This window comes from Bacillus sp. TSO22 (assembly GCF_020223595.1).
Taxonomy (GTDB): Bacteria; Bacillota; Bacilli; order Bacillales; family Bacillaceae; genus Bacillus; species Bacillus inaquosorum.
The window spans coordinates 573,494-593,009 of record NZ_JAHAWO010000001.1 but is presented as its reverse complement, the minus strand read 5'-3'; the positions used below and the strand labels follow the sequence as shown (position 1 = coordinate 593,009).

Annotated in this window: 20 protein-coding genes; 1 reads left to right on the top strand and 19 read right to left on the bottom strand. The window is 43.5% G+C overall.

Features of this window, described 5'->3' with window-relative positions:
• Window positions 1-84: 84 nt before the first annotated feature.
• The 11 genes from KHQ79_RS03215 to rpsU form a co-directional block, all read right to left on the bottom strand.
• Window positions 85-456 carry a diacylglycerol kinase family protein gene (locus KHQ79_RS03215; RefSeq protein ID WP_133486909.1) on the bottom strand — a complete coding sequence of 124 codons (372 nt, stop codon included), beginning with the start codon at window positions 454-456 and terminating at the stop codon, window positions 85-87.
• Window positions 437-910, bottom strand: coding sequence for an rRNA maturation RNase YbeY (ybeY, locus tag KHQ79_RS03210; protein ID WP_087986868.1), 474 nt, complete (start codon window positions 908-910; stop codon window positions 437-439). Before ybeY ends, KHQ79_RS03215 begins: the two co-directional genes overlap by 20 nt.
• The gene (gene pgpH / locus KHQ79_RS03205; RefSeq protein ID WP_225514195.1) at window positions 911-3,046 is read right to left on the bottom strand and encodes a cyclic-di-AMP phosphodiesterase PgpH; all 2,136 of its coding nucleotides are present in this window, start codon (window positions 3,044-3,046) and stop codon (window positions 911-913) included. It lies immediately after the preceding gene.
• Window positions 3,047-3,124: 78 nt separating this feature from the next.
• Window positions 3,125-4,084: a PhoH family protein gene (locus KHQ79_RS03200; protein ID WP_060399048.1), complete on the bottom strand. Its 960-nt coding sequence runs from the start codon at window positions 4,082-4,084 to the stop codon at window positions 3,125-3,127.
• The gene (gene yqfD / locus KHQ79_RS03195) at window positions 4,081-5,277 is read right to left on the bottom strand and encodes a sporulation protein YqfD (protein WP_019258924.1); all 1,197 of its coding nucleotides are present in this window, start codon (window positions 5,275-5,277) and stop codon (window positions 4,081-4,083) included. Before yqfD ends, KHQ79_RS03200 begins: the two co-directional genes overlap by 4 nt.
• An 18-nt stretch (window positions 5,278-5,295) precedes the next feature.
• A complete protein-coding gene (gene yqfC, locus KHQ79_RS03190) occupies window positions 5,296-5,577 on the bottom strand; it encodes a sporulation protein YqfC (RefSeq protein ID WP_003237082.1) in 282 nt (93 codons plus the stop codon).
• 56 nt (window positions 5,578-5,633) lie between these two features.
• Entirely contained in the window at window positions 5,634-6,050 is a 417-nt protein-coding gene (locus tag KHQ79_RS03185; protein ID WP_060399049.1) for a hypothetical protein, read from the bottom strand.
• A 24-nt stretch (window positions 6,051-6,074) separates the two neighbouring features.
• Window positions 6,075-7,070 carry a flotillin-like protein FloA gene (gene floA, locus KHQ79_RS03180; RefSeq protein ID WP_060399050.1) on the bottom strand — a complete coding sequence of 332 codons (996 nt, stop codon included), beginning with the start codon at window positions 7,068-7,070 and terminating at the stop codon, window positions 6,075-6,077.
• Between the two features lie 21 nt (window positions 7,071-7,091).
• On the bottom strand, window positions 7,092-8,405 hold the full coding sequence (locus tag KHQ79_RS03175) for an NfeD family protein (RefSeq protein WP_225514194.1): 1,314 nt from the start codon (window positions 8,403-8,405) through the stop codon (window positions 7,092-7,094).
• A 130-nt stretch (window positions 8,406-8,535) separates the two neighbouring features.
• Window positions 8,536-8,982, bottom strand: coding sequence for a GatB/YqeY domain-containing protein (locus KHQ79_RS03170; protein ID WP_003230022.1), 447 nt, complete (start codon window positions 8,980-8,982; stop codon window positions 8,536-8,538).
• A 14-nt stretch (window positions 8,983-8,996) separates the two neighbouring features.
• Entirely contained in the window at window positions 8,997-9,170 is a 174-nt protein-coding gene (gene rpsU / locus KHQ79_RS03165; protein ID WP_003152957.1) for a 30S ribosomal protein S21, read from the bottom strand.
• Between the two features lie 172 nt (window positions 9,171-9,342).
• On the opposite strand from rpsU, the gene KHQ79_RS03160 reads away from it, so the two are divergent.
• A complete protein-coding gene (locus tag KHQ79_RS03160) occupies window positions 9,343-10,266 on the top strand; it encodes a Na/Pi symporter (protein ID WP_003237089.1) in 924 nt (307 codons plus the stop codon).
• A 34-nt stretch (window positions 10,267-10,300) separates the two neighbouring features.
• Here KHQ79_RS03160 and mtaB read toward each other — a convergent pair whose 3' ends face one another.
• From mtaB to hemW, 8 genes are all read right to left on the bottom strand, one after another.
• Window positions 10,301-11,656: a tRNA (N(6)-L-threonylcarbamoyladenosine(37)-C(2))-methylthiotransferase MtaB gene (gene mtaB, locus KHQ79_RS03155; RefSeq protein ID WP_225514193.1), complete on the bottom strand. Its 1,356-nt coding sequence runs from the start codon at window positions 11,654-11,656 to the stop codon at window positions 10,301-10,303.
• Window positions 11,656-12,426 carry a 16S rRNA (uracil(1498)-N(3))-methyltransferase gene (locus KHQ79_RS03150; RefSeq protein ID WP_225514192.1) on the bottom strand — a complete coding sequence of 257 codons (771 nt, stop codon included), beginning with the start codon at window positions 12,424-12,426 and terminating at the stop codon, window positions 11,656-11,658. Before KHQ79_RS03150 ends, mtaB begins: the two co-directional genes overlap by 1 nt.
• 22 nt (window positions 12,427-12,448) lie before the next feature.
• Complete coding sequence (gene prmA, locus KHQ79_RS03145) at window positions 12,449-13,384, bottom strand: 50S ribosomal protein L11 methyltransferase (protein ID WP_019258930.1); 936 nt, start codon at window positions 13,382-13,384, stop codon at window positions 12,449-12,451.
• Between the two features lie 24 nt (window positions 13,385-13,408).
• Window positions 13,409-14,536: a molecular chaperone DnaJ gene (dnaJ, locus tag KHQ79_RS03140; RefSeq protein ID WP_060399055.1), complete on the bottom strand. Its 1,128-nt coding sequence runs from the start codon at window positions 14,534-14,536 to the stop codon at window positions 13,409-13,411.
• A 199-nt stretch (window positions 14,537-14,735) separates the two neighbouring features.
• Window positions 14,736-16,571 carry a molecular chaperone DnaK gene (gene dnaK / locus KHQ79_RS03135; RefSeq protein WP_060399056.1) on the bottom strand — a complete coding sequence of 612 codons (1,836 nt, stop codon included), beginning with the start codon at window positions 16,569-16,571 and terminating at the stop codon, window positions 14,736-14,738.
• A 23-nt stretch (window positions 16,572-16,594) separates the two neighbouring features.
• On the bottom strand, window positions 16,595-17,158 hold the full coding sequence (gene grpE, locus KHQ79_RS03130) for a nucleotide exchange factor GrpE (RefSeq protein WP_003237097.1): 564 nt from the start codon (window positions 17,156-17,158) through the stop codon (window positions 16,595-16,597).
• 71 nt (window positions 17,159-17,229) lie between these two features.
• Window positions 17,230-18,261, bottom strand: coding sequence for a heat-inducible transcriptional repressor HrcA (gene hrcA / locus KHQ79_RS03125; protein WP_003237098.1), 1,032 nt, complete (start codon window positions 18,259-18,261; stop codon window positions 17,230-17,232).
• An 80-nt stretch (window positions 18,262-18,341) separates the two neighbouring features.
• Window positions 18,342-19,481, bottom strand: a complete 1,140-nt coding sequence (gene hemW, locus KHQ79_RS03120; protein ID WP_060399057.1) for a radical SAM family heme chaperone HemW — start codon at window positions 19,479-19,481, stop codon at window positions 18,342-18,344.
• Between the last annotated feature and the right edge of the window lie 35 nt (window positions 19,482-19,516).

The following is a 19,516-nucleotide window of genomic DNA, read 5'->3' as shown; positions in this document are numbered from 1 at the left end:
TATCACTTTATATTTTACATAATCGCGCGCTTTTTTTCACGCCCATTTCTAAAAATGTAAAATAAATGTAAGAATTTTCAGCCATTACAGCTTTGGCAAAAAAATAAGTAAACCAATGATACACGAAATGACAGCAAAAACGCAAACAGCCCCGGCGGCAGCGTCCTTAGCCGCTTTAGCAAGAGGGTGATGTTTGTCTGTTATTAAATCAACCGTATGTTCAATGGCTGTATTTAAAAGCTCAAGCGAAAACATTCCGCCGATCAAAAGGAAAATAATTGCCCACTCAATCGGGCTGAGCTCCACAAGGAAGCCGCAAATGAGAACAGGGCAGGCGGCTGCGGCATGAAATTGGAAATTCCGCTCCGTCCGCGCTGTTTCCCATATGCCCCGGCCTGCATGCACGAAGCTTTTGAAGAATCGCTTCAGCTCATTTCTATGATCTCTTGAGTCCATAAGCGTCCAGCAAATCCTTTTGCTTAGTAAACATCTCCTCTTCTTCCTCTTTCGTCATATGGTCATATCCTAAAAGATGCAGAAAACCGTGCACGGCAAGAAACCCGAGCTCTCTCTTAAAAGAATGATTATACTCTTCGGCCTGCTCCCTTGTGCGATCTGCACTGATGATAATATCACCTAAAACCGGCGGCATTTCCGCGCCTACGATTTCAACCTCGCCTTCTCCCTCTTCTTCAAGAGCAAATGAGATGACGTCTGTCGGCGTATCCTTTCCGCGATAGTCTTTATTAATCTGCTGTATGTCTTCATTGGTAACAATCGTGACAGAAACTTCAGCCTGATCCTGAACACCTTCACGCTCAGCGGCAAATTGAAGCAGATTTTCTACTTCTTTGAGCATCTCTTCTGAGACACTCCCCGTTTCATCAACGATATCAATCAGTAAACTCATCTATTTCACCTTCTTAGTAGCCTCCGGATATTCGATCCGGGAGTGGAAAATTCCTTTTAATGTTGCACAGAGCGTTTTTGCGATTGTATCAAGCTCTTTAAATGTCAAATCGCATTCGCTGAACTGTCCGTCCTGCAGCTTATCGGATATAATACCCCGGACAAGCTTTTCAATTCGTTCAGGGTTTGGGTTATGCATGGATCTGACGGCCGCTTCAACACTGTCAGCCACTGATATAATCGCGGCTTCCTTTGACTGCGGCTTCGGTCCCGGATAACGGAACTCTTCTTCTGTAATCTGATCGCCTTTTTCCTTCGCTTTATAATAAAAGAACTTTAAAAGCGAGGTTCCATGATGCTGCTCAGCAATGTCGACAAGCTCTTTCGGAAATTTATAGCTTCTCAGCATGTTCGCACCGTCAGTGGTATGCGAAATGATGATATTTTTACTTAGCTGAGGAGACAGCTTGTCATGCGGATTATCAATATTCATTTGGTTCTCAATAAAATATTGCGGCCGCTTTGTTTTTCCGAGATCGTGGTAATACGCGCCGACTCTTGCAAGCAAGCCATTAGCCCCAACCGCCTCACAGGCTGCCTCTGACAAATTGGCGACCATTACACTGTGATGATATGTACCTGGTGTTTCTGTTAGTATTTTACGCAGCAGCGGATGGTTAGGATTAGACAGCTCGATCAGCCTCATAGTGGATAAAATGCCAAAGCCTGTCTCAAAAAACGGCATCAGCCCGATGATCAATACAGACGAAGCAAATCCCGATACAACCCCCATCAGCATTAACGTGCCGATTTCAAGACCCGACAGCGCAGTGTTTTGGATCAATAATAAGGAAAGAACGACAACCATATTGATAAACGCCACGAAAAGCCCTGTCTGCAAAATCTTTGATCTGGCATTGTGTTTTCCTAAAAATAAAACACCTGAAATCCCGCTGATCAAATAATAAATTCCGATGACATAATTAAATGTACCTGTCACACCCTGATTAAACATCATACTTCCACAAATCGCAAGAATGATACTTCCCAAAATGGCGATGCGTTCATTCATCAGCAGTTTGATTAGAATCGCGCCGGCCGCAATAGGAACAAGATAACCGATATTATTATATTCCATCTTCTGAAATAAACTGACAACCTCCATGATAACAAGCAAAAGCGTTGTGATAATGGAGAAAAGCAGGATGGATTGGTTTTTAACCTTCAGGTTTTGTTTCTGTTTTTCAAAATAATATACAAGTGTTGCAATGAAAAGTCCGATCATAATCAATAGGCCGCTGATCGGCTTAAAGAGATTTGAGTTATTTAACAACCCGGTCAGCTCGAGTTTTCTGTACACTTCCCGATCAATGAGGTCATTTTCTTCTACGAGCACCTGCCCCTGTTTGATCTGAACCTGCTGAACATTGTCTGACGCTTCCTGACGCTTTGCCTCTGTCGCTTTCGGATCGAAGACGTAATTCGGAATAATAGCAAAACGCCCGATTTCTGTCGCAGCTCCTAAGTATTTAGACGGGATAGAATTGCTCTTTAGCTCTTTTTCTACTTTATCCTTTGCATCAGATAGTTTATCCGACGGGATTTCACTGCTCATGACCGTATTCACTGCCGTAATGACCGTATCTCTGACGAAAGAAAAGTCTTCACTGTCTGCTTTCAGCAATGTCTTGATGGAATCCTCTGAAATAGAATCATTCACATCTGACGTCAGTTTGTTCTTCACAGACTTAACCATTGATTTTTCCGACGGTGATTTGCTGTCTTCTTCCGCCGATTTTTTCACTTCGCTGATACTGTCGAATATAGATGACACAAGGTCAATCCGATTGTCTGTATATTCTTTTTTCAATGTATATTGATCTTCAACCGCGTCCTCAGCGGATTGCTTTTTTTCCTCTGTGGCTTTTTGATCTTCCACGGTTGCCGGAGCATAAATGGTCTTGTCGCTGACTGAAAACAGGTCTAAATCAAGTGTTTCCGGCTTAACATGTACAAAGAGCAAAGCAAACATAATGGCAGCCAGCAGAAGATACAGCAGGACATGCATGGAGCGGGCATTTTTAAAGCTGCTCCATTTGTTTGGTCTGCTTTTGGTCTTCCCCTTCTTTTTCAACACAAGAACCTCCTCTTGAAACATCAAGCCCATAAGCAATCATAAAAATGACCCGATAACGCGCGATCGGGTCATTCAGCATTAATTTTGCTTATCGTATGCTTCAATAATTTTCGCAACAAGCGGATGTCTGACCACGTCTGTCTGGTCTAGCTCAATCATAGAAATGCCGTCTATTCCTCTCAGCATCTCCTTCGCTACTGCAAGTCCCGATTTGACGCCTTTCGGCAGATCAATTTGGCTAACGTCACCTGTAATGATCATTTTAGAGCCAAAGCCCAGTCTCGTCAAAAACATTTTCATTTGAGCAGGCGTGGTATTCTGTGCTTCATCAAGTATAACATAAGCATCATCAAGCGTCCGTCCCCTCATATATGCAAGCGGAGCAATTTCAATGATGCCTCTTTCCATTAGACGTTCTGTATGATCTGCCCCAAGCACATCATGAAGAGCGTCATACAGCGGGCGCAAATAAGGATCTACTTTCTCTTTGAGGTCACCTGGCAGAAAACCGAGGCTTTCACCGGCTTCCACGGCAGGTCTTGTTAAAATGATTTTTTTGATATGTCCGTTTTTTAAAGCATGGACTGCTTTTACGACAGCCAGGTACGTTTTCCCGGTTCCCGCCGGGCCGATGCCGAATACAAGGTCATTCCGCTTCATGGCGGCCACGTATTCCCGCTGTCCTATCGTTTTTACACGGATTGATTTGCCTTTTGCGTTTTTTGTAATTTCTTCTTCGTACATGCTTTCAAAGTATTCAAGTTCATTCTTCTTTGCCATTTTGACGGCGTAAATCACATCACGTTCAGAGATCTCTATCCCCTTGCGAATTAAAGCGAGGAGCGATCCCAGCAGCTTATCTGCAATCTGAAACGATTCTTCATCGCCTGAAACATAAATCGTTTCGCCGCGCGTAATGATATTTACATTCAGATCTTTCTCCATCAATTTCAAAAAAGAATCTTGGTTCCCGAACAGTGAAAGCGCCTCGTCCGGGCTTTTCAGTTTTTGATTCATCGCAAGTAAATGTTCTGTCATTCTTCAGTCTCCCTGACAATAGGTGTGGTTTGAACGATATCTTCTATAACTTGGTAGAGAATAATCAACTTTACTTTACCATTCTCAACAGTCTGGTGCAAAACTTTTTCACTTTTCACCTCGCCGTTTTCGCCTATTTTATCCTCTACATCCAGTTTACCCATTTTTATGCCTTCTTGAACTGCTTCTTCTTTCGTATATTTTCGCAAAGCTTCTTCACTTTCTCTCGTTTGCTCTTTGATATAAGATATAGGGAGCTTAAATCCGAGAAAATTCAGCGAATGCTTTTCTTGTTCTGTTTTTGGGTGCTTCAATTCCTCTTTTTTAAATGTCATACCCCAGATCGGGATGGCCAAAGAGCCAAAAGAAAGCTTGTGCTTTGTCCTTACTTTGCCCGTATAGACGTTAAATAATGTTTCAAGCGGGACTGTCACTTCAGATTTGTACCAGGTTTCTCCGTAGATTTCTGCTTTTGAGGCGACTTCCTGCTGTTGCTCTTCGCTGCCGATGAGTCCTGAAACAAGCAGCTGTCCCTTTTCCACATGATCGTGGATTGCGGCCATCGGCTGTCCTTTTTGTACAAACATTCTTGTAATGGTTGCTTTCTTTTTGGCGACAATATCGCGCGGGCTTACATACTTTTCTTTTTCGGGCTCATTTTTCTCCACGACTTTCATATGAATGGTCGTCCCCTTCAGATCAACACCGACCCAGGTGATATTGTCTATTCCATTGGTTAACGATTTTTGTATTTTTTCGGGCGACATCATTAAAAACTGCAGACGCCCCTTTTTGACGCCGATTTCATTAAGATGCTGCATCATTTGGTGTTCCGTTTCCGGCTTAGCGCCTGTCACATCAATTTTCCACACCATATTGGAAAGCAAAAACAAAAGGATGAAAAACATTGCAAAACCGATCGTAAACCCTATATTCAGCTTTGATTTCAGTAACAGGAAAGGGAATCCCTTCCTATTAATAAATCGGGCTTTACATTTAAATTTTCTTCTCACCCGCCGAAAGGCATGTACATCCTGAAGCTGTATATATAACGATACGGCTTCTTTCTTTTTTTTGACATGAAAGACCGGAATCCCCTGTCTTGTGCATTCATTAAGAAGCCGTTCAATCCCTCTTCCCGTCAATTCAAGCTGGACCTTACCCGAAAAAAAAGACAGCCATTTATTTTTCACAACATTTCCCCCTCGGCTTTATGACTCAACATATCGAACGACATCAATCGTACCCTCCAAAAGAATTTCTTCCGGAAGAATCGCCTTGATGACAAAGTTTTTTCCTGATATGATGCACTGGCCCTGCTTCAGCATCAGCCTCACTTCATTCTCACTGAAAAGCAAAAGACCTCTATGGTTTTCTATGTAGATATGAAGTCTGCCAACCATTGTAATCCGCGGCAGATCCATCATAACGTCCGGGGGAATTTCCAATGCTCTTGTCAGCCAAGCTTTCACACGATTCTTTCTTTGCCCCATACAAAAAGAACCCCCTTTCATCTCATATGTATGATTTGAAAGGAGGTTCTAACACTTTAATTTTTACGGGCCGAGCGCATCGTATGGTGAGGTTTTTTCGCCCTTGGAGGCCCGAATACCTCTCCTAAGACGATCCCCTGTACCACAGTGTCTTTATTAACCTGGAGCATTTTTTGTTTTGTGTATACTGCTTTTTGTTTACCTGCAGTAAGATCACGTTCCAGCCCTTTCAGGTTTCTTTCTGTTTCCCTGCGTCTTTCTTCCGCTTCCCGTCTTACCTGTTCCATGCGGTTAGGAATAGGGACAGATACTTCTTCTGCCTGCTTCTTTTGAGGAGAAGCAGTTTGCATCTGCTGAGGCTTTTTTCTGTTTTGGCTGCTTTTCTTTTCTTCTTTGTTCTTTTTGCCGAAAATCGCAGAAATGATTCCGATAATCGCTGCAATAATAAGCGGATTGGTCAGTATATCTTCCATCAGAGTTCTCCCTTCTTAGAGAGATTATGATTTGCGGTCTTCATCAGACGAATCTTTCGTCAGCTTGCCGAATGAATCACGCATTTCTGTGTCAGCATCGATGTTTTTGATATTCATGTAGTCCATGACGCCAATATTCCCTTCACGTAAAGCTTCTGCCATCGCAAGCGGCACTTCCGCTTCGGCTTCTACCACTTTCGCGCGCATTTCTTCTACGCGGGCGCGCATTTCCTGTTCCTGAGCGACAGCCATCGCACGGCGTTCTTCCGCTTTTGCTTGCGCGATGTTTTTATCAGCCTCAGCCTGATCGGTTTGTAAGATCGCACCGATATTTTTGCCGATGTCAACATCAGCAATATCAATCGAGAGAATTTCAAACGCAGTTCCTGAGTCCAATCCCTTTCCAAGGACTGTCTGAGAAATCATATCAGGGTTTTCAAGCACTTTTTTATGATTATCTGATGAACCGATTGTAGAGACAATCCCTTCGCCGACACGGGCTACAATGGTTTCTTCCCCTGCTCCCCCGACGAGGCGTTCGATATTCGCTCTTACTGTGATTCTCGCTTTCGCTTTCATTTCAATCCCGTCCATGGCAACACCGGCAATAAATGGTGTTTCAATCACCTTAGGGTTAACACTCATCTGCACGGCTTCCAATACGTCACGGCCGGCAAGATCAATAGCAGCACAGCGTTCGAATGTGAGTTCAATGTTGGCTCGTTGAGCAGCGATCAGGGCATTGACAACTCTGTCAACGTTTCCTCCTGCAAGATAGTGGCTTTCAAGCTGATTGGTAGCAACATTAAGCCCAGCCTTATGCGCTTTAATCAATGGGTTCACAACTCGGTTTGGTATAACGCGGCGAAGCCTCATCCCTATTAGAGTGAAAATGCTGATTCTAACTCCGGCTGCTAACGCTGAAATCCAAAGCATCACAGGCACAAATGTAAAAAATACAGCTAAAACAATGATTCCTACTACGATAATAGCCAGAATCATGAGTGTTGATGGATCCATATCTATTCTCCTCGTTTCTGTTTAAATTTCTCGCACGACAATGCGTGAGCCTTCTACTTTAATCACTTTTACTTTCTTATCTTTTTCTGTAAACGATCCCTCTGAAACGACGTCAAGACGTTCATCATCAATAATGACGGTACCGGCGGGACGCAGCGGTGTAAAGGTTACACCCACTTTGCCCATTAAGTCCGTGCGTGTTTGATTTGATACGTAGCCGCTCTCCGTATTTGTAGAATCATTTAATATCAATTTCTTAAAGAATTTCATACGCTTTCCCAACACCCTTGTCAGTAAAATGAAAGCTGTAATAGAAACAGCTGAGGCGATCAAGAGAGAAACCGCCATGACAGTAAAGCTTCCCGCAGCTAAAAACAGGCTCGCAATAATCGCTCCTAAGCCCAGTAATCCAATGATTCCCCCGGGAAGGAAAATCTCAAGCAGGATAAGGATCACCCCTGCTATAAAGAGGAGAACCGTTTCGTATCCTGCAAGGCCGGCTGCGAGATGTCCGTAAAAGAACAGCAGCAAAGCAATGAATCCAATCGTTCCAGGGATGCCGACACCCGGAGAAAAAAGCTCCACCGTCAGACCTAAAAAAGCGATTGTCAGCAGAATAGGAACAATGACCGGGTTCGTCAGCCATCTTGCTGTCTTTTCCGCAAAGCTTTCCTTTGCATAGCTGATGTGTGCTTTTTCAAACCCAAGCTTCTTTACGAGCACGGATAAATTGTCAGCATTGCCTTCTGAATAGCCAACATCAATCGCCTTATCAGCATTAAGTGTCAGCAGATCACCCTTCGGCGCGCCGACTTCCTTGGCATCTATATCCGGGTCAGCCATAGCGAGCGCATATTTTGGATCGCGATTATTTTTCACTGCGGCATCTTCCATCTCTGCAAGCCAAAGCGATTCAGCTTTTTGGTCAGCGGCATTGCCTTTACCGTCAATAATCGCGGCCGCTCCCATTTTTCCGCCGGGCGCCATATAAATGTTATCGGCTTGCAGGGCAATATATGCACCAGCTGACAACGCGCGTTTGTTTACATATGCAGTTACAGGGATCTCGCTTTCGGTTATCAAATCCGCTATATCAATAGCTGATTTGACCAATCCTCCCGGCGTATTGATATCAAGAATAATATGATCTGCATGGGCTTCTTTTGCATCCTGTAATGAACGGGACAAAAACGAGGCGAGACCCTGTTCGACATTTTTTTCAATCGGGATCACATAAACCGTTTGTTTTTCTGCTTTTGCGTTCAGCTGTACGCCTAATAAAGAAAGTAAAAATATGCTCAATAGAGCAACACGGAATCCTTTGATGTGAAGCAAGGGCGGTGTATCCCTCCTTCCTTTTATAATAAGTGCCTTCTCTTCATACGTAACAAATGTATCAAAGGTTTCATTTTTTTATGTATAAAAAAAGACATCTCTCTTAGAAAGATGTCCTTTTCTTTGCCATTTAAGACAGTTGACTGCTCACAAGTTTATTAATTAAACTTCCGTCAGCTTTACCTTTTACTTTAGGCATAATTGCCCCCATCACTTTGCCCATGTCCGCTTTTGAGCTCGCACCGACCTCCGCGATGGTTTCATTTACGATTGTACGCAGCTCTTCTTCTGACAGCTGCTCAGGTAAATAAACTTCTAAAATGTCCAGCTCTTTTTGAACTTTATCTACTAAATCTAAACGATTAGCGTTTGAAAATTCCTGGAGGGAGTCTTTACGTTGCTTAAGTTCACGAGAAAGGACAGTGAGTTCCTCATCCTCGGTCAAACTGTCTTTCTTAAGCTTAATTGCTTCATTTTGAAGTGAAGCCTTAACCATTCGAACGACAGTCAGTTTGTCTTTCTCACGGTTTTTCATATATAGCTTCATATCCTGGTTAAGACGCTCAAGAAGACTCATAAATCCACCCTCTTTTAGAATTTGCGTTTTCTAGCAGCTTCAGACTTTTTCTTGCGCTTTACGCTAGGTTTTTCATAAAATTCACGCTTTCTTGCTTCTTGCAAAGTACCTGTCTTTGATACACTGCGTTTGAAGCGACGAAGAGCATCTTCAAGCGATTCGTTTTTTCTAACGACCGTTTTTGACATTCTCTTTCCCTCCCTCCGAATACACCAATCGACTACCTTTAAGTTACACATATAAACATGTACTTTGACATTATAATATAAGCCATCAGTCAGGTCAACTAAGTGAGTTCACTTTTCCGTCATGAGCGCGACTGCCTGTCTATATAATGATGGAAAGGGGTTGGTGAATAAGATGTTGATTCTGATCAGTTTTACTGCTCTTATATTATTCTTTCTCGCAGGCATGAACATGCTTCGAAAAGGCTTAATTTCAATGGCGTACTCAAAAATTGAAGAACGTTTGCTTTTATTTACGAACCATCCGTTAAAAGCGTTTCTTATCAGTATTGTATTTACGGGGATTCTTCAGAGCAGTTCAGCCTTTATGGTTATTGTCATTGGCTTTGTTAGTGCAGGCGTTCTTTCTTTTAAGAGAACGATACCGATGATTCTGGGAACAAATGTCGGGTCGACCTTTACAACTGAATTTATTGCCATCAAAATGGATGTGTTGATTTGGATTCTTTTGATAGGCGGTTTATTGTTTTTTCTGACTGGCAGGTATCCCTTAAGACAGCTGGGAACAAGCTTCCTCGGACTGGGCATCATCTTTTTTTGCATCAGCGGGTTTAGCCACCTTGCAGGACCGCTTACAAAGCTGAAAACGGGAGCCGACGTTCTATACCACGTTAACGATTCAAACTGGTCCGCATTGCTCATCGGTATGGTGTTAACTGCCATCATTCACTCAAGCTCCGTCTGCATCGGCATTTTGATGAGCTTTATGAATGAAGGCATTATCGGACTGACACAGGCGATGAGCGTCGTGCTCGGGTCAAATATCGGGACATGCATTACAGCTGTCATGGCTGCTGTATCCGGCGGATATGCGGCGAAACAGACAGCGTATGCCCATGTGGTATTTAACGTGCTGGGCGTGGCTATTGTATTTCCTTTTCTGACAGCAGCGACCGGCTTTGTTGAACAGTTATCACCTGATCCCGCACAAAGGATCGCGCATTTCAGCCTTTTATTTAATGTGGTAACAGCTCTTTTATTTCTTCCGCTTACAAACTTGTTTTATCGCTTGATTCACTTCCTTATTCCAGCTAAATAAAAAACCAGTGCATGTAAATGCACCGGTTTTTAGGTTAAGAAGACAAACGCATATGTTCAGTTATTTCGTCGTCAACAACACGGACAAATTGCCCTTCGTTGTATGGATAACCTGCTTTTTGGATTTTGACCTTCACGATTTTGCCGATCATATCTTCCGTTCCTTTGAAAACAACCTTCATATAGTTGTCTGTGTAACCGACAAACATGTTCTCTTCTTCTGTTTCCTTATACGCTTCCTCAGGGATAATCTCAAGCACTTCATTTTCATACTGAGAAGCGTATTCCTTCGCAAGTTGATCAGAAAGAGCAATCAGGCGGTGTACACGTTCATTTTTTACGTTTTCATCCACTTGGTCTTCCATTCGCGCAGCTGGCGTTCCTGTGCGCTTACTGTAAGGGAAAACATGCAGTTCAGAGAATTTATGTTCTTTAATAAAGTTATAGGTTTCCATAAATTCTTCTTCTGTTTCGCCAGGGAACCCTACAATAACGTCAGAAGTTACAGCTAAGCCTGGCAATGCTTTTTTCAATTTGTTTAAACGGTCTGCAAAAAACTCCATTGTATATTTACGTCTCATCCGTTTAAGCACTGTGTTTGATCCGGATTGGATAGGAATATGCAAATGATTCACAATCTTATCTGAGCGGTCTAAGACCTCGATCACTTCGTCTGTGATCTGGCTAGCCTCGATTGAAGAAATTCTGATCCTTTTAACGCCTTCAACACGAGTGTCTAATTCTCTCAAGAGCTTAGCGAAGTTGTAATCTTTCATATCTTCGCCGTAGCCGCCTGTATGAATACCGGTTAGAACAATTTCTTTATATCCGGCATCGACAAGCTGCTGCGCCTGTTTAATGACTTCTTCAGGATCGCGGGAGCGAAGCAAGCCGCGAGCCCACGGAATGATACAGAATGTGCAGAAATTATTGCAGCCTTCCTGTATTTTCAATGACGCTCTTGTCCGGTCCGTGAAAGCAGGTACATCAAGCTCCTCATACACTCTTGCTTTCATGATATTGCTGACACCGTTAATCGGCTGGCGTTCTTCTCGGTATTGGTCGATGTAGCCGAGCATTTTTTCCCGGTCCTGTGTTCCGACTACAATATCGACACCAGGGATCGCCATAATCTCAGCAGGCGAGGTTTGCGCATAGCAGCCTGTGACACAGATGACACCGTCAGGATTTTGACGAATGGCGCGTCTGATCACTTGGCGGCTTTTTTTATCTCCCGTATTTGTTACCGTACATGTATTAATGACATATACATCAGCTGTTTGTTCAAAGTCTCTTCTTTCATAGCCCGCTTCTTTGAAAAGCTGCCAGATTGCTTCTGTTTCATAATGGTTGACTTTACAGCCAAGCGTATGGAAAGCAACAGTTGCCATTATTGATCACCTCTTAATAACTCTGTTTGATAAGAAATCGCACTCAACGCGTATAGCGGAGCTGTTTCTGTCCTTAAAATTCTCGGTCCAAGGCCGCACGAAACACCGTCTTTCTCTGTGAGCCGTTCAACCTCCGCTTCTGTTAAACCGCCTTCGGGACCAAAAACGATCAAAAGGGATGATCCTTTCGGAAGGCTGCTTACAACCGCGCTGAATGCGCTTATTTCCCCTTGCTTCGATGACTCCTCGTATGCAACGACACATTTATCGAAATCCTGCATCCTTTGAAGAAGCTGCTGAAAAGAATGGACATCCATCACTTGCGGCACTTCGTTACGGTACGATTGTTCAGCCGCTTCCTTCGCGATTTTCGTCCATCTTTCCCGCTTTTTCTTTGCCTTTTTGTCATCCAGCTTGACAACAGAACGAGCGGCTTGGAAAGGAATAAAAGCATGAGCTCCGAGCTCAGTGCCCTTTTGGATAATCCATTCAAGCTTATCTCCTTTCGGGAGGCCGCTCGCAATATAAACCTTTATCGGAAGCTCTCTGTTTTCATTCGTCCATTCTACCACAAGACAGGACACATTATCTTTGGAAACAGATTGAAGCTCACATTTTGCCTCGAAGCCGTCCTGAGAGCAGCAGATAATCTGATCTCCCTCATTCATTCTCATCACGTTCACAATATGATGAACATCTTCGCCGGTAATCGAAAAAGCCGGCGCTTCCTCCATTTGCTGCTTCGTGAGCTCGATAAAATATCGTTGCATACGCTGTGACACCTACTAACTGTTATTTTTTCGCAATAATGCTGACCCAATCTTCCATTGAAAGGATTTCTACAATGGTAAAGCCAGCTTGTTCCAGTGCTTCTTTTACTTCTTGTTTTTTATGGCCGATGATTCCTGACGTAATAAAATGGCCGCCTTCTTTTAACAGGCTGTACGCTTGTGAAGTAAAGCGAAGAATGACTTCAGCCAAAATGTTGGCAACAATCACATCATGTTCCCCTTCAATCCCGTCTAACAAATTATTTTGCTTCACTTGAGCAGTATCGCTCACTTTGTTCAGCTTGAGATTGAGGCGTGCACTTTCTACAGCTACGGGATCAAGATCGTAGGCATGAACCGATTCCGCCTCAAGCATTGCAGCCGCAATACTTAAAATTCCGGAACCTGTACCGACATCAATCACCTTATCGCCCTTTTGCACAAAGCGTTCAAGCGCCTGAATGCACAGTACGGTTGTTGGGTGTGTTCCTGTACCGAATGCCATTCCCGGGTCCATCTCAATAATCAGTTCATCTGTATGGACCGGCGTATATTCCTCCCACGTCGGCACAATTGTAAACTTTTCAGAAATTTTCACAGGATGATAATACTTTTTCCAGGCAGTGGCCCACTCTTCTTCATTCACTTCAGAAATCGTGATGTGATTTCTGCCCAAATCAATATTGTAAAGAAGCAGATTATTAATCGTTTCTTTAATGCCATCCACCGTTTCGCCTAGAAAACTGTTAACCGGCAGGTATGCTTTAACAATGACACCCTCGTCTGGATAATCATTGGGGTCGAGCTGGTAGATTTCCCCGTACACATTCTCACGTTCTTTAATTAAATCAAGCGGGTCCTCTATCACAACCCCACTTGCACCAGCTTCATGCAATATATTTGAGATAGGTTCGACCGCTTCATGTGTTGTGTGAATGCTTAATTCGGACCATTTCAAAACTACCAACTCCTCATCCAATAATTAATCGCCTTTAAACGCGCGTTTTACCTTGTCAAAGAAACTCATTTCCTGTTCGTCAGGCAGGTTTCCGCTAACCTCGGCAAATTCGCGTATAATGTCTTTTTGTTTATCTGTCAGGTTTGTCGGCGTAACGACGCGGACGACGATATGCTGGTCACCCTGTCCATAGCCTCTGACATTTTGAACGCCTTTGCCTCTTAATCTGAATTTCGTTCCTGTTTGTGTACCGGCTGGAATTTTCAATTTCACTTTTCCATGCAGCGTCGGAACTTCCACTTCATCACCGAGAGCAGCCTGAGCAAACGTTAACGGCATTTCACAGTAAATATCATCACCGTCACGCTCGAAGAACTCGTGGGCGCGCACGTGGAACACGACAAATAAATCCCCGGCAGGGCCGCCGTTTACTCCTGGTTCACCCTGTCCCGAGAGACGAAGCTGCTGCCCGTCATCTACACCAGCTGGAATTGTCACGTTAATTTTTTTGCGTTTTTTGATTTTCCCTTTGCCGCCGCAATCCGCACATTTGTCTTTAATAATTTTGCCCGTACCTTCACAGTGGTGGCAGACACGTCTGTTAACAACTTTTCCAAACGGCGTATTTTGCTCCACGTTTAACTGGCCGGAGCCTCCGCAGTGGGAGCACGTTTCAGGAGTTGTTCCAGGTTTCGCACCTGAACCTTTACATGTGTCGCACGTTTCCTCACGCGGAATTTCGATGGTCGTTTCTTTACCGAAAGCGGCATCCTCAAACGACAAGGTCATCGTATACTGCAAATCGGCACCTTGGCGCGGTGCGTTAGGATCTCTTCGTCTTGTGCCTCCGCCGAAAATACTTGAGAAAATATCATCGAAACCAAAACCGCCGAAATCGCCGCCGCCAAAACCTCCGCCGCCGAAGCCCTGATTAGGATCAGTATGCCCAAATTGGTCGTAATGCGCACGTTTTTGGTCATCTGACAGGGTTTCGTACGCTTCTTTTACCTCTTTAAATTTTTCATCCGATCCGGCTTCTTTGTTAATATCAGGATGATATTTTTTTGACAGCTTCCGATAAGCTTTTTTAATTTCATCCTTTGAAGCACTCTTACTTACTCCCAGCACTTCATAGTGATCACGCTTACTCATCTCGCTTCACTCTCCCGAATTTCTCACATAAATTAGATTGTATCATTTTGAATTATGATTTTTCAATTCCTTTTATCCCGGGCAAGAAAAAAAGTCAAAGCCAAGAGATGCCTGACTTTGACTTTCTAATCATTGAATCAGATTATGAAATGTGTTCTTTTCGGTCAGCCCCAGAAGCGGGACTGACTCGGAAAGGAACTTATTTTTTGTTTTGGTCGTCGTTTACTTCTTCGTATTCAGCGTCGACAACGTTGTCATCCGCTTTGCCTTCAGCGTTTGCTCCGCCTTGAGATTGCTGTGCTTTAGCAGCTTCTTCATAAAGCTTCATAGAAAGCTCTTGAACGATTGTTTGAAGCTCATCTTTTTTCGCTTTGATTTCTTCAAATTCGTTTTTCTCAATCGCTGCTTTTAAAGCGTCTTTGGCATCGTTGGCTTTTTTCACTTGTTCTTCGTCCACTTTGCCTTCAAGATCTTTTAATGTTTTCTCAGTTTGGAAAACAAGCTGATCTGCTTCGTTGCGGACTTCAATTTCTTCTTTTTTCTTCGCATCAGCATCAGCATTTTCTTCCGCTTCTTTTACCATGCGTTCGATCTCATCATCAGAAAGACCTGAAGAAGATTTGATAGTAATGTTTTGTTCTTTTCCTGTTCCTAAGTCTTTTGCTCTTACGTTTACGATACCGTTTTTGTCAATATCGAAAGAAACTTCGATTTGAGGCACGCCGCGCGGTGCTGGCGGGATATCAGTAAGCTGGAAGCGGCCGAGTGTTTTGTTGTCGGCAGACATTGGGCGCTCACCTTGAAGAACATGGATATCAACAGCTGTTTGGTTATCAGCAGCAGTTGAGAACACTTGAGATTTGCTTGTCGGGATCGTCGTGTTGCGGTCGATCAGTTTTGTGAACACGCCGCCCATTGTTTCGATACCGAGAGAAAGCGGTGTAACGTCAAGAAGAACTACGTCTTTTACGTCACCAGTGATAACGCCGCCCTGAATCGCAGCACCAAGCGCTACAACTTCATCTGGGTTTACGCCTTTATGCGCTTCTTTTCCAGTTTCTTTTTTGATTGCTTCTTGTACAGCAGGGATACGAGTTGATCCGCCGACAAGGATGACTTTGTCGATTTCGCTTGCAGAAAGTCCTGCATCTTGAAGCGCTTGACGGACAGGACCCATTGTGCGCTCTACTAAATGAGAAGAAAGCTCTTCGAATTTAGCGCGGGTTAATGTAAGTTCAAGGTGAAGCGGTCCTGCTTCTCCAGCTGTGATAAACGGTAAAGAAATTTGTGTAGAAGAAACGCCGGAAAGATCTTTTTTCGCTTTTTCAGCTGCGTCTTTCAAACGCTGGAGCGCCATTTTGTCTTTTGACAGATCAATGCCGTTTTCTTTTTTGAATTCAGACACAAGATGATCGATGATGACTTGGTCAAAATCGTCCCCGCCAAGACGGTTGTCGCCGGCAGTTGAACGAACTTCGAATACACCGTCGCCAAGTTCAAGGATTGAAACGTCGAATGTACCGCCGCCAAGGTCATATACTAGGATCGTTTGATCTTCATCTGTTTTATCAAGTCCGTATGCAAGCGCTGCTGCAGTCGGCTCGTTGATGATACGTTCTACTTCAAGACCTGCAATTTTACCAGCGTCTTTTGTTGCTTGACGCTCAGCATCGTTAAAGTATGCAGGAACTGTGATAACTGCTTTTGATACTGTTTCGCCAAGATAGCTCTCAGCGTATGATTTAAGATGTTGAAGGATGATAGCAGACACTTCTTGAGGAGTGTAATCTTTTCCTTCAATTTCAACTTTATAATCTGTACCCATATGGCGTTTAACAGACATGATTGTGTTAGGGTTTGTGATAGATTGGCGTTTAGCCACTTCCCCTACTTGGCGTTCGCCGTTTTTGAACGCAACAACTGATGGCGTTGTGCGGTTTCCTTCAGCGTTAGCAATAACTTTAGGCTCTCCGCCTTCAAGCACTGCCACACATGAGTTTGTTGTACCTAAGTCGATTCCGATAACTTTACTCACTTGAATAACCTCCTGCTATGTAATTATTGATTCACTTTGACCATGGAAGGGCGAATGACGCGATCCTTCAGCTTATAGCCTTTTTGCATTTCCTCAACAACAATGTTGGAGCCGTAGTTTTCATCTTCAGCCTGCATAACGGCTTGGTGCAGATTAGGATCAAATTCCTGCCCTACAGCTTCAATGGCTTCCACGCCTTCTTTTTTCAAGGCTTCTACGAGCTGACGGTGGACCATTTCCATTCCTTGGAGCAAACTTTTCGTCTGTTCATTGTCGGCTTCAACCTGAAGCGCTCTTTCAAAGCTGTCAAGAGCCGGCAGCAAATCAGCCACGATGTTTTGAGAACGGTATTTTTGGGACGCTTCCATCTCTAAACGGCTGCGTCGTTTATAGTTTTCAAAGTCTGCTTGAACACGCAAAAGTTTGTTTTCTTTTTCCTCAAGCAAACCTTGCAATTCGTTAATTTGATTTTGAAGAAGTTCGCTTTCATTTGTTTCTTCCTGCTGTTCTTCAGCGGCTGCTTGTTCTTCAATGACTTCTTGCTCTTCTGTTTCGTTTTGTTCAACGGTTTGTTTTTCTTCTGACATTGTGTTCACCTCCCTCAAAGTGTAAGGAGAAGGGCGGGTGCTGCCCTTCGATAAAATTTGCCAAAATTCCCTTATTCATCATACAAACTTGTTAATGCTTTTGACAAGTCCGAAGTCACATGCTGAAGCAGGCTGACAACCCTGGAATAATTCATGCGGGTCGGGCCGATGATCGCAATTGAGCCGATCTGCTTCTGATCGACAGAATAAGAAGCCGTAATCAGACTGCAGTTTTCCATCTCTTCATAGTCGTTTTCTTTCCCGATTTTAATCGAAATTCCCGTGTGTGGGGATTGAACAAGCTTTAAAACGTCCTGTTCTTTTTCGATTAATGAGAGCAGCGACCGAACTCTAGTAATATCATGGAACTCCGGCTGGTTCAGCATGTTGATTTTTCCGCCGAAAAACAATTTTTCGACGTGGCTTGTGGAATGAAAGGTTGAACGAAGCGCGTCAAGAATATTGTCATAGTTCGTAATGTGCTGTCTTAGGTACATGACGACTTCCTTAAATATGCGCTCATTCAGTTCATCCATTGGAACGCCGCTTAAACGGTCGTTTAGTATATTTACCAGTTTTTCAATATCAGACAGATCCATTTTGGCTGGAAAATTAATCGTTTTGTTTTCCACATGCCCCGTATTGGTAACGAGAATCGCTACTGCCATATCGGGCTGAATCGGTATGATTTGAATCTGTTTAAGGTAATTCTCACTCAGCTTCGGCCCGAGTACGATGGATGTATAATTCGTCAGATCGGACAAAATTTGCGCTGATTTTTGAACTGTCTTCTCCAGCTCGAAAATTTTCTCTTTGAAGATCGAGTGGATTTGGTCCAGATCGCTTTTTGTCAGTTTGACGGGTGACAGCAAATGGTCAACATAGTACCGGTACCCTTTTTCTGACGGAACACGTCCTGAGGATGAATGGGTTTTTTCAATGAAGCCCAATTCTTCCAAGTCAGCCATCTCGTTTCTTATTGTTGCAGAGCTAAATGTGATTTCATCTTTTTTCGAAAGAGTTCTTGACCCTACCGGCTGCGCCGATTTAATAAAATCGTTGATTATGACCTGAAGGATCAGCAGCTGACGATTTGTTAACATCATCATCACCTCTGTTAGCACTCTCGATAAGCGAGTGCTAATTCTATAACAAAAGTATCAAACCACAAGAAAAATGTCAATTATAACTCACCCAAAAAAGCGCCAAAAACTTCATTACCTAATAATTTCCCCTGATGAGTCAAACAAACGGCAGACTCCGAATTGTGAATCAGTCCTTTTTCAGCAAGGTCTTTTAATACACTTGGGAAAAGTTCATCCAGGGAACGCCCGTATTTTTCTGCAAATCGTTTTTTACTGACACCGGCTGTTTTTCTCAGGCCTAAAAACATTTCTTCTTCAATTTGTTCTTCTATTGTCACTTCATGTGTATCTCTGTACGGAAAGCCTTTTTCTGCTATCAGATCAATGTAATGTTTGACAGGTCCGACGTTTACTGTCCGTGTACCGCTGATATATCCGTGGGCCCCTGCTCCGAAACCGAAATATTCCTCGTTGCTCCAATACGTCAGATTGTGCTTAGATTCCATGCCTGCCTTGGCAAAGTTGCTGATTTCATATTGATGAATGCCGTGAGCTTCCATCCGGCTCATCACCATTTCATACATTTCAGCTTCCTGCTCCTGTGGCGGCAGATGCAGACGACCTTTTTGCATCAGATTATAAAATACCGTTTTCGGTTCTACAATGAGTGAGTACACGGAATAATGCTCGGCGTCCAGCGATAAAGCAGTATTTAAAGAATGATCCAGATGCTTGAGGGTTTGTCCCGGAAGTCCGAACATTAAATCAAGACTGATATTGTCAAATCCGATTTCCCGCGCCCTTTCAAAAGAGGCAAATACATCTTTTTGTTTGTGCACTCGGCCGATTTTTTCTAACAGATCGTCTTCGAATGTTTGGACACCGAAGCTGAGGCGATTTACGCCTGCTTCTTTTAAAATTTTTAATTTCCCTGCGGACAAGTCGTCCGGATTTGCTTCAACCGCAAATTCCGACAAGGCGCTTGAGGGCTTCAGCACTCGGATGATCGTGTCCATCAGCTTTTTGAGCTGTTCCTCTGACAGGGAGGTCGGCGTGCCTCCTCCGATAAAGATCGTTTTAAGGTCAGGCTGCCCTGTTTTTGCAATTGTATTTATCATTTCCTGTTCGAGCGCGTTTAAATACTCATCGACAGGCTGGCTTTGAATAAAATATTTATTGAAATCGCAGTAGTGGCAAATGTGCTCACAAAATGGGATATGGATATAAGCTGATTTCAACGAATTCACCTTCTTTACAGAAAGAAGCCGCAGTA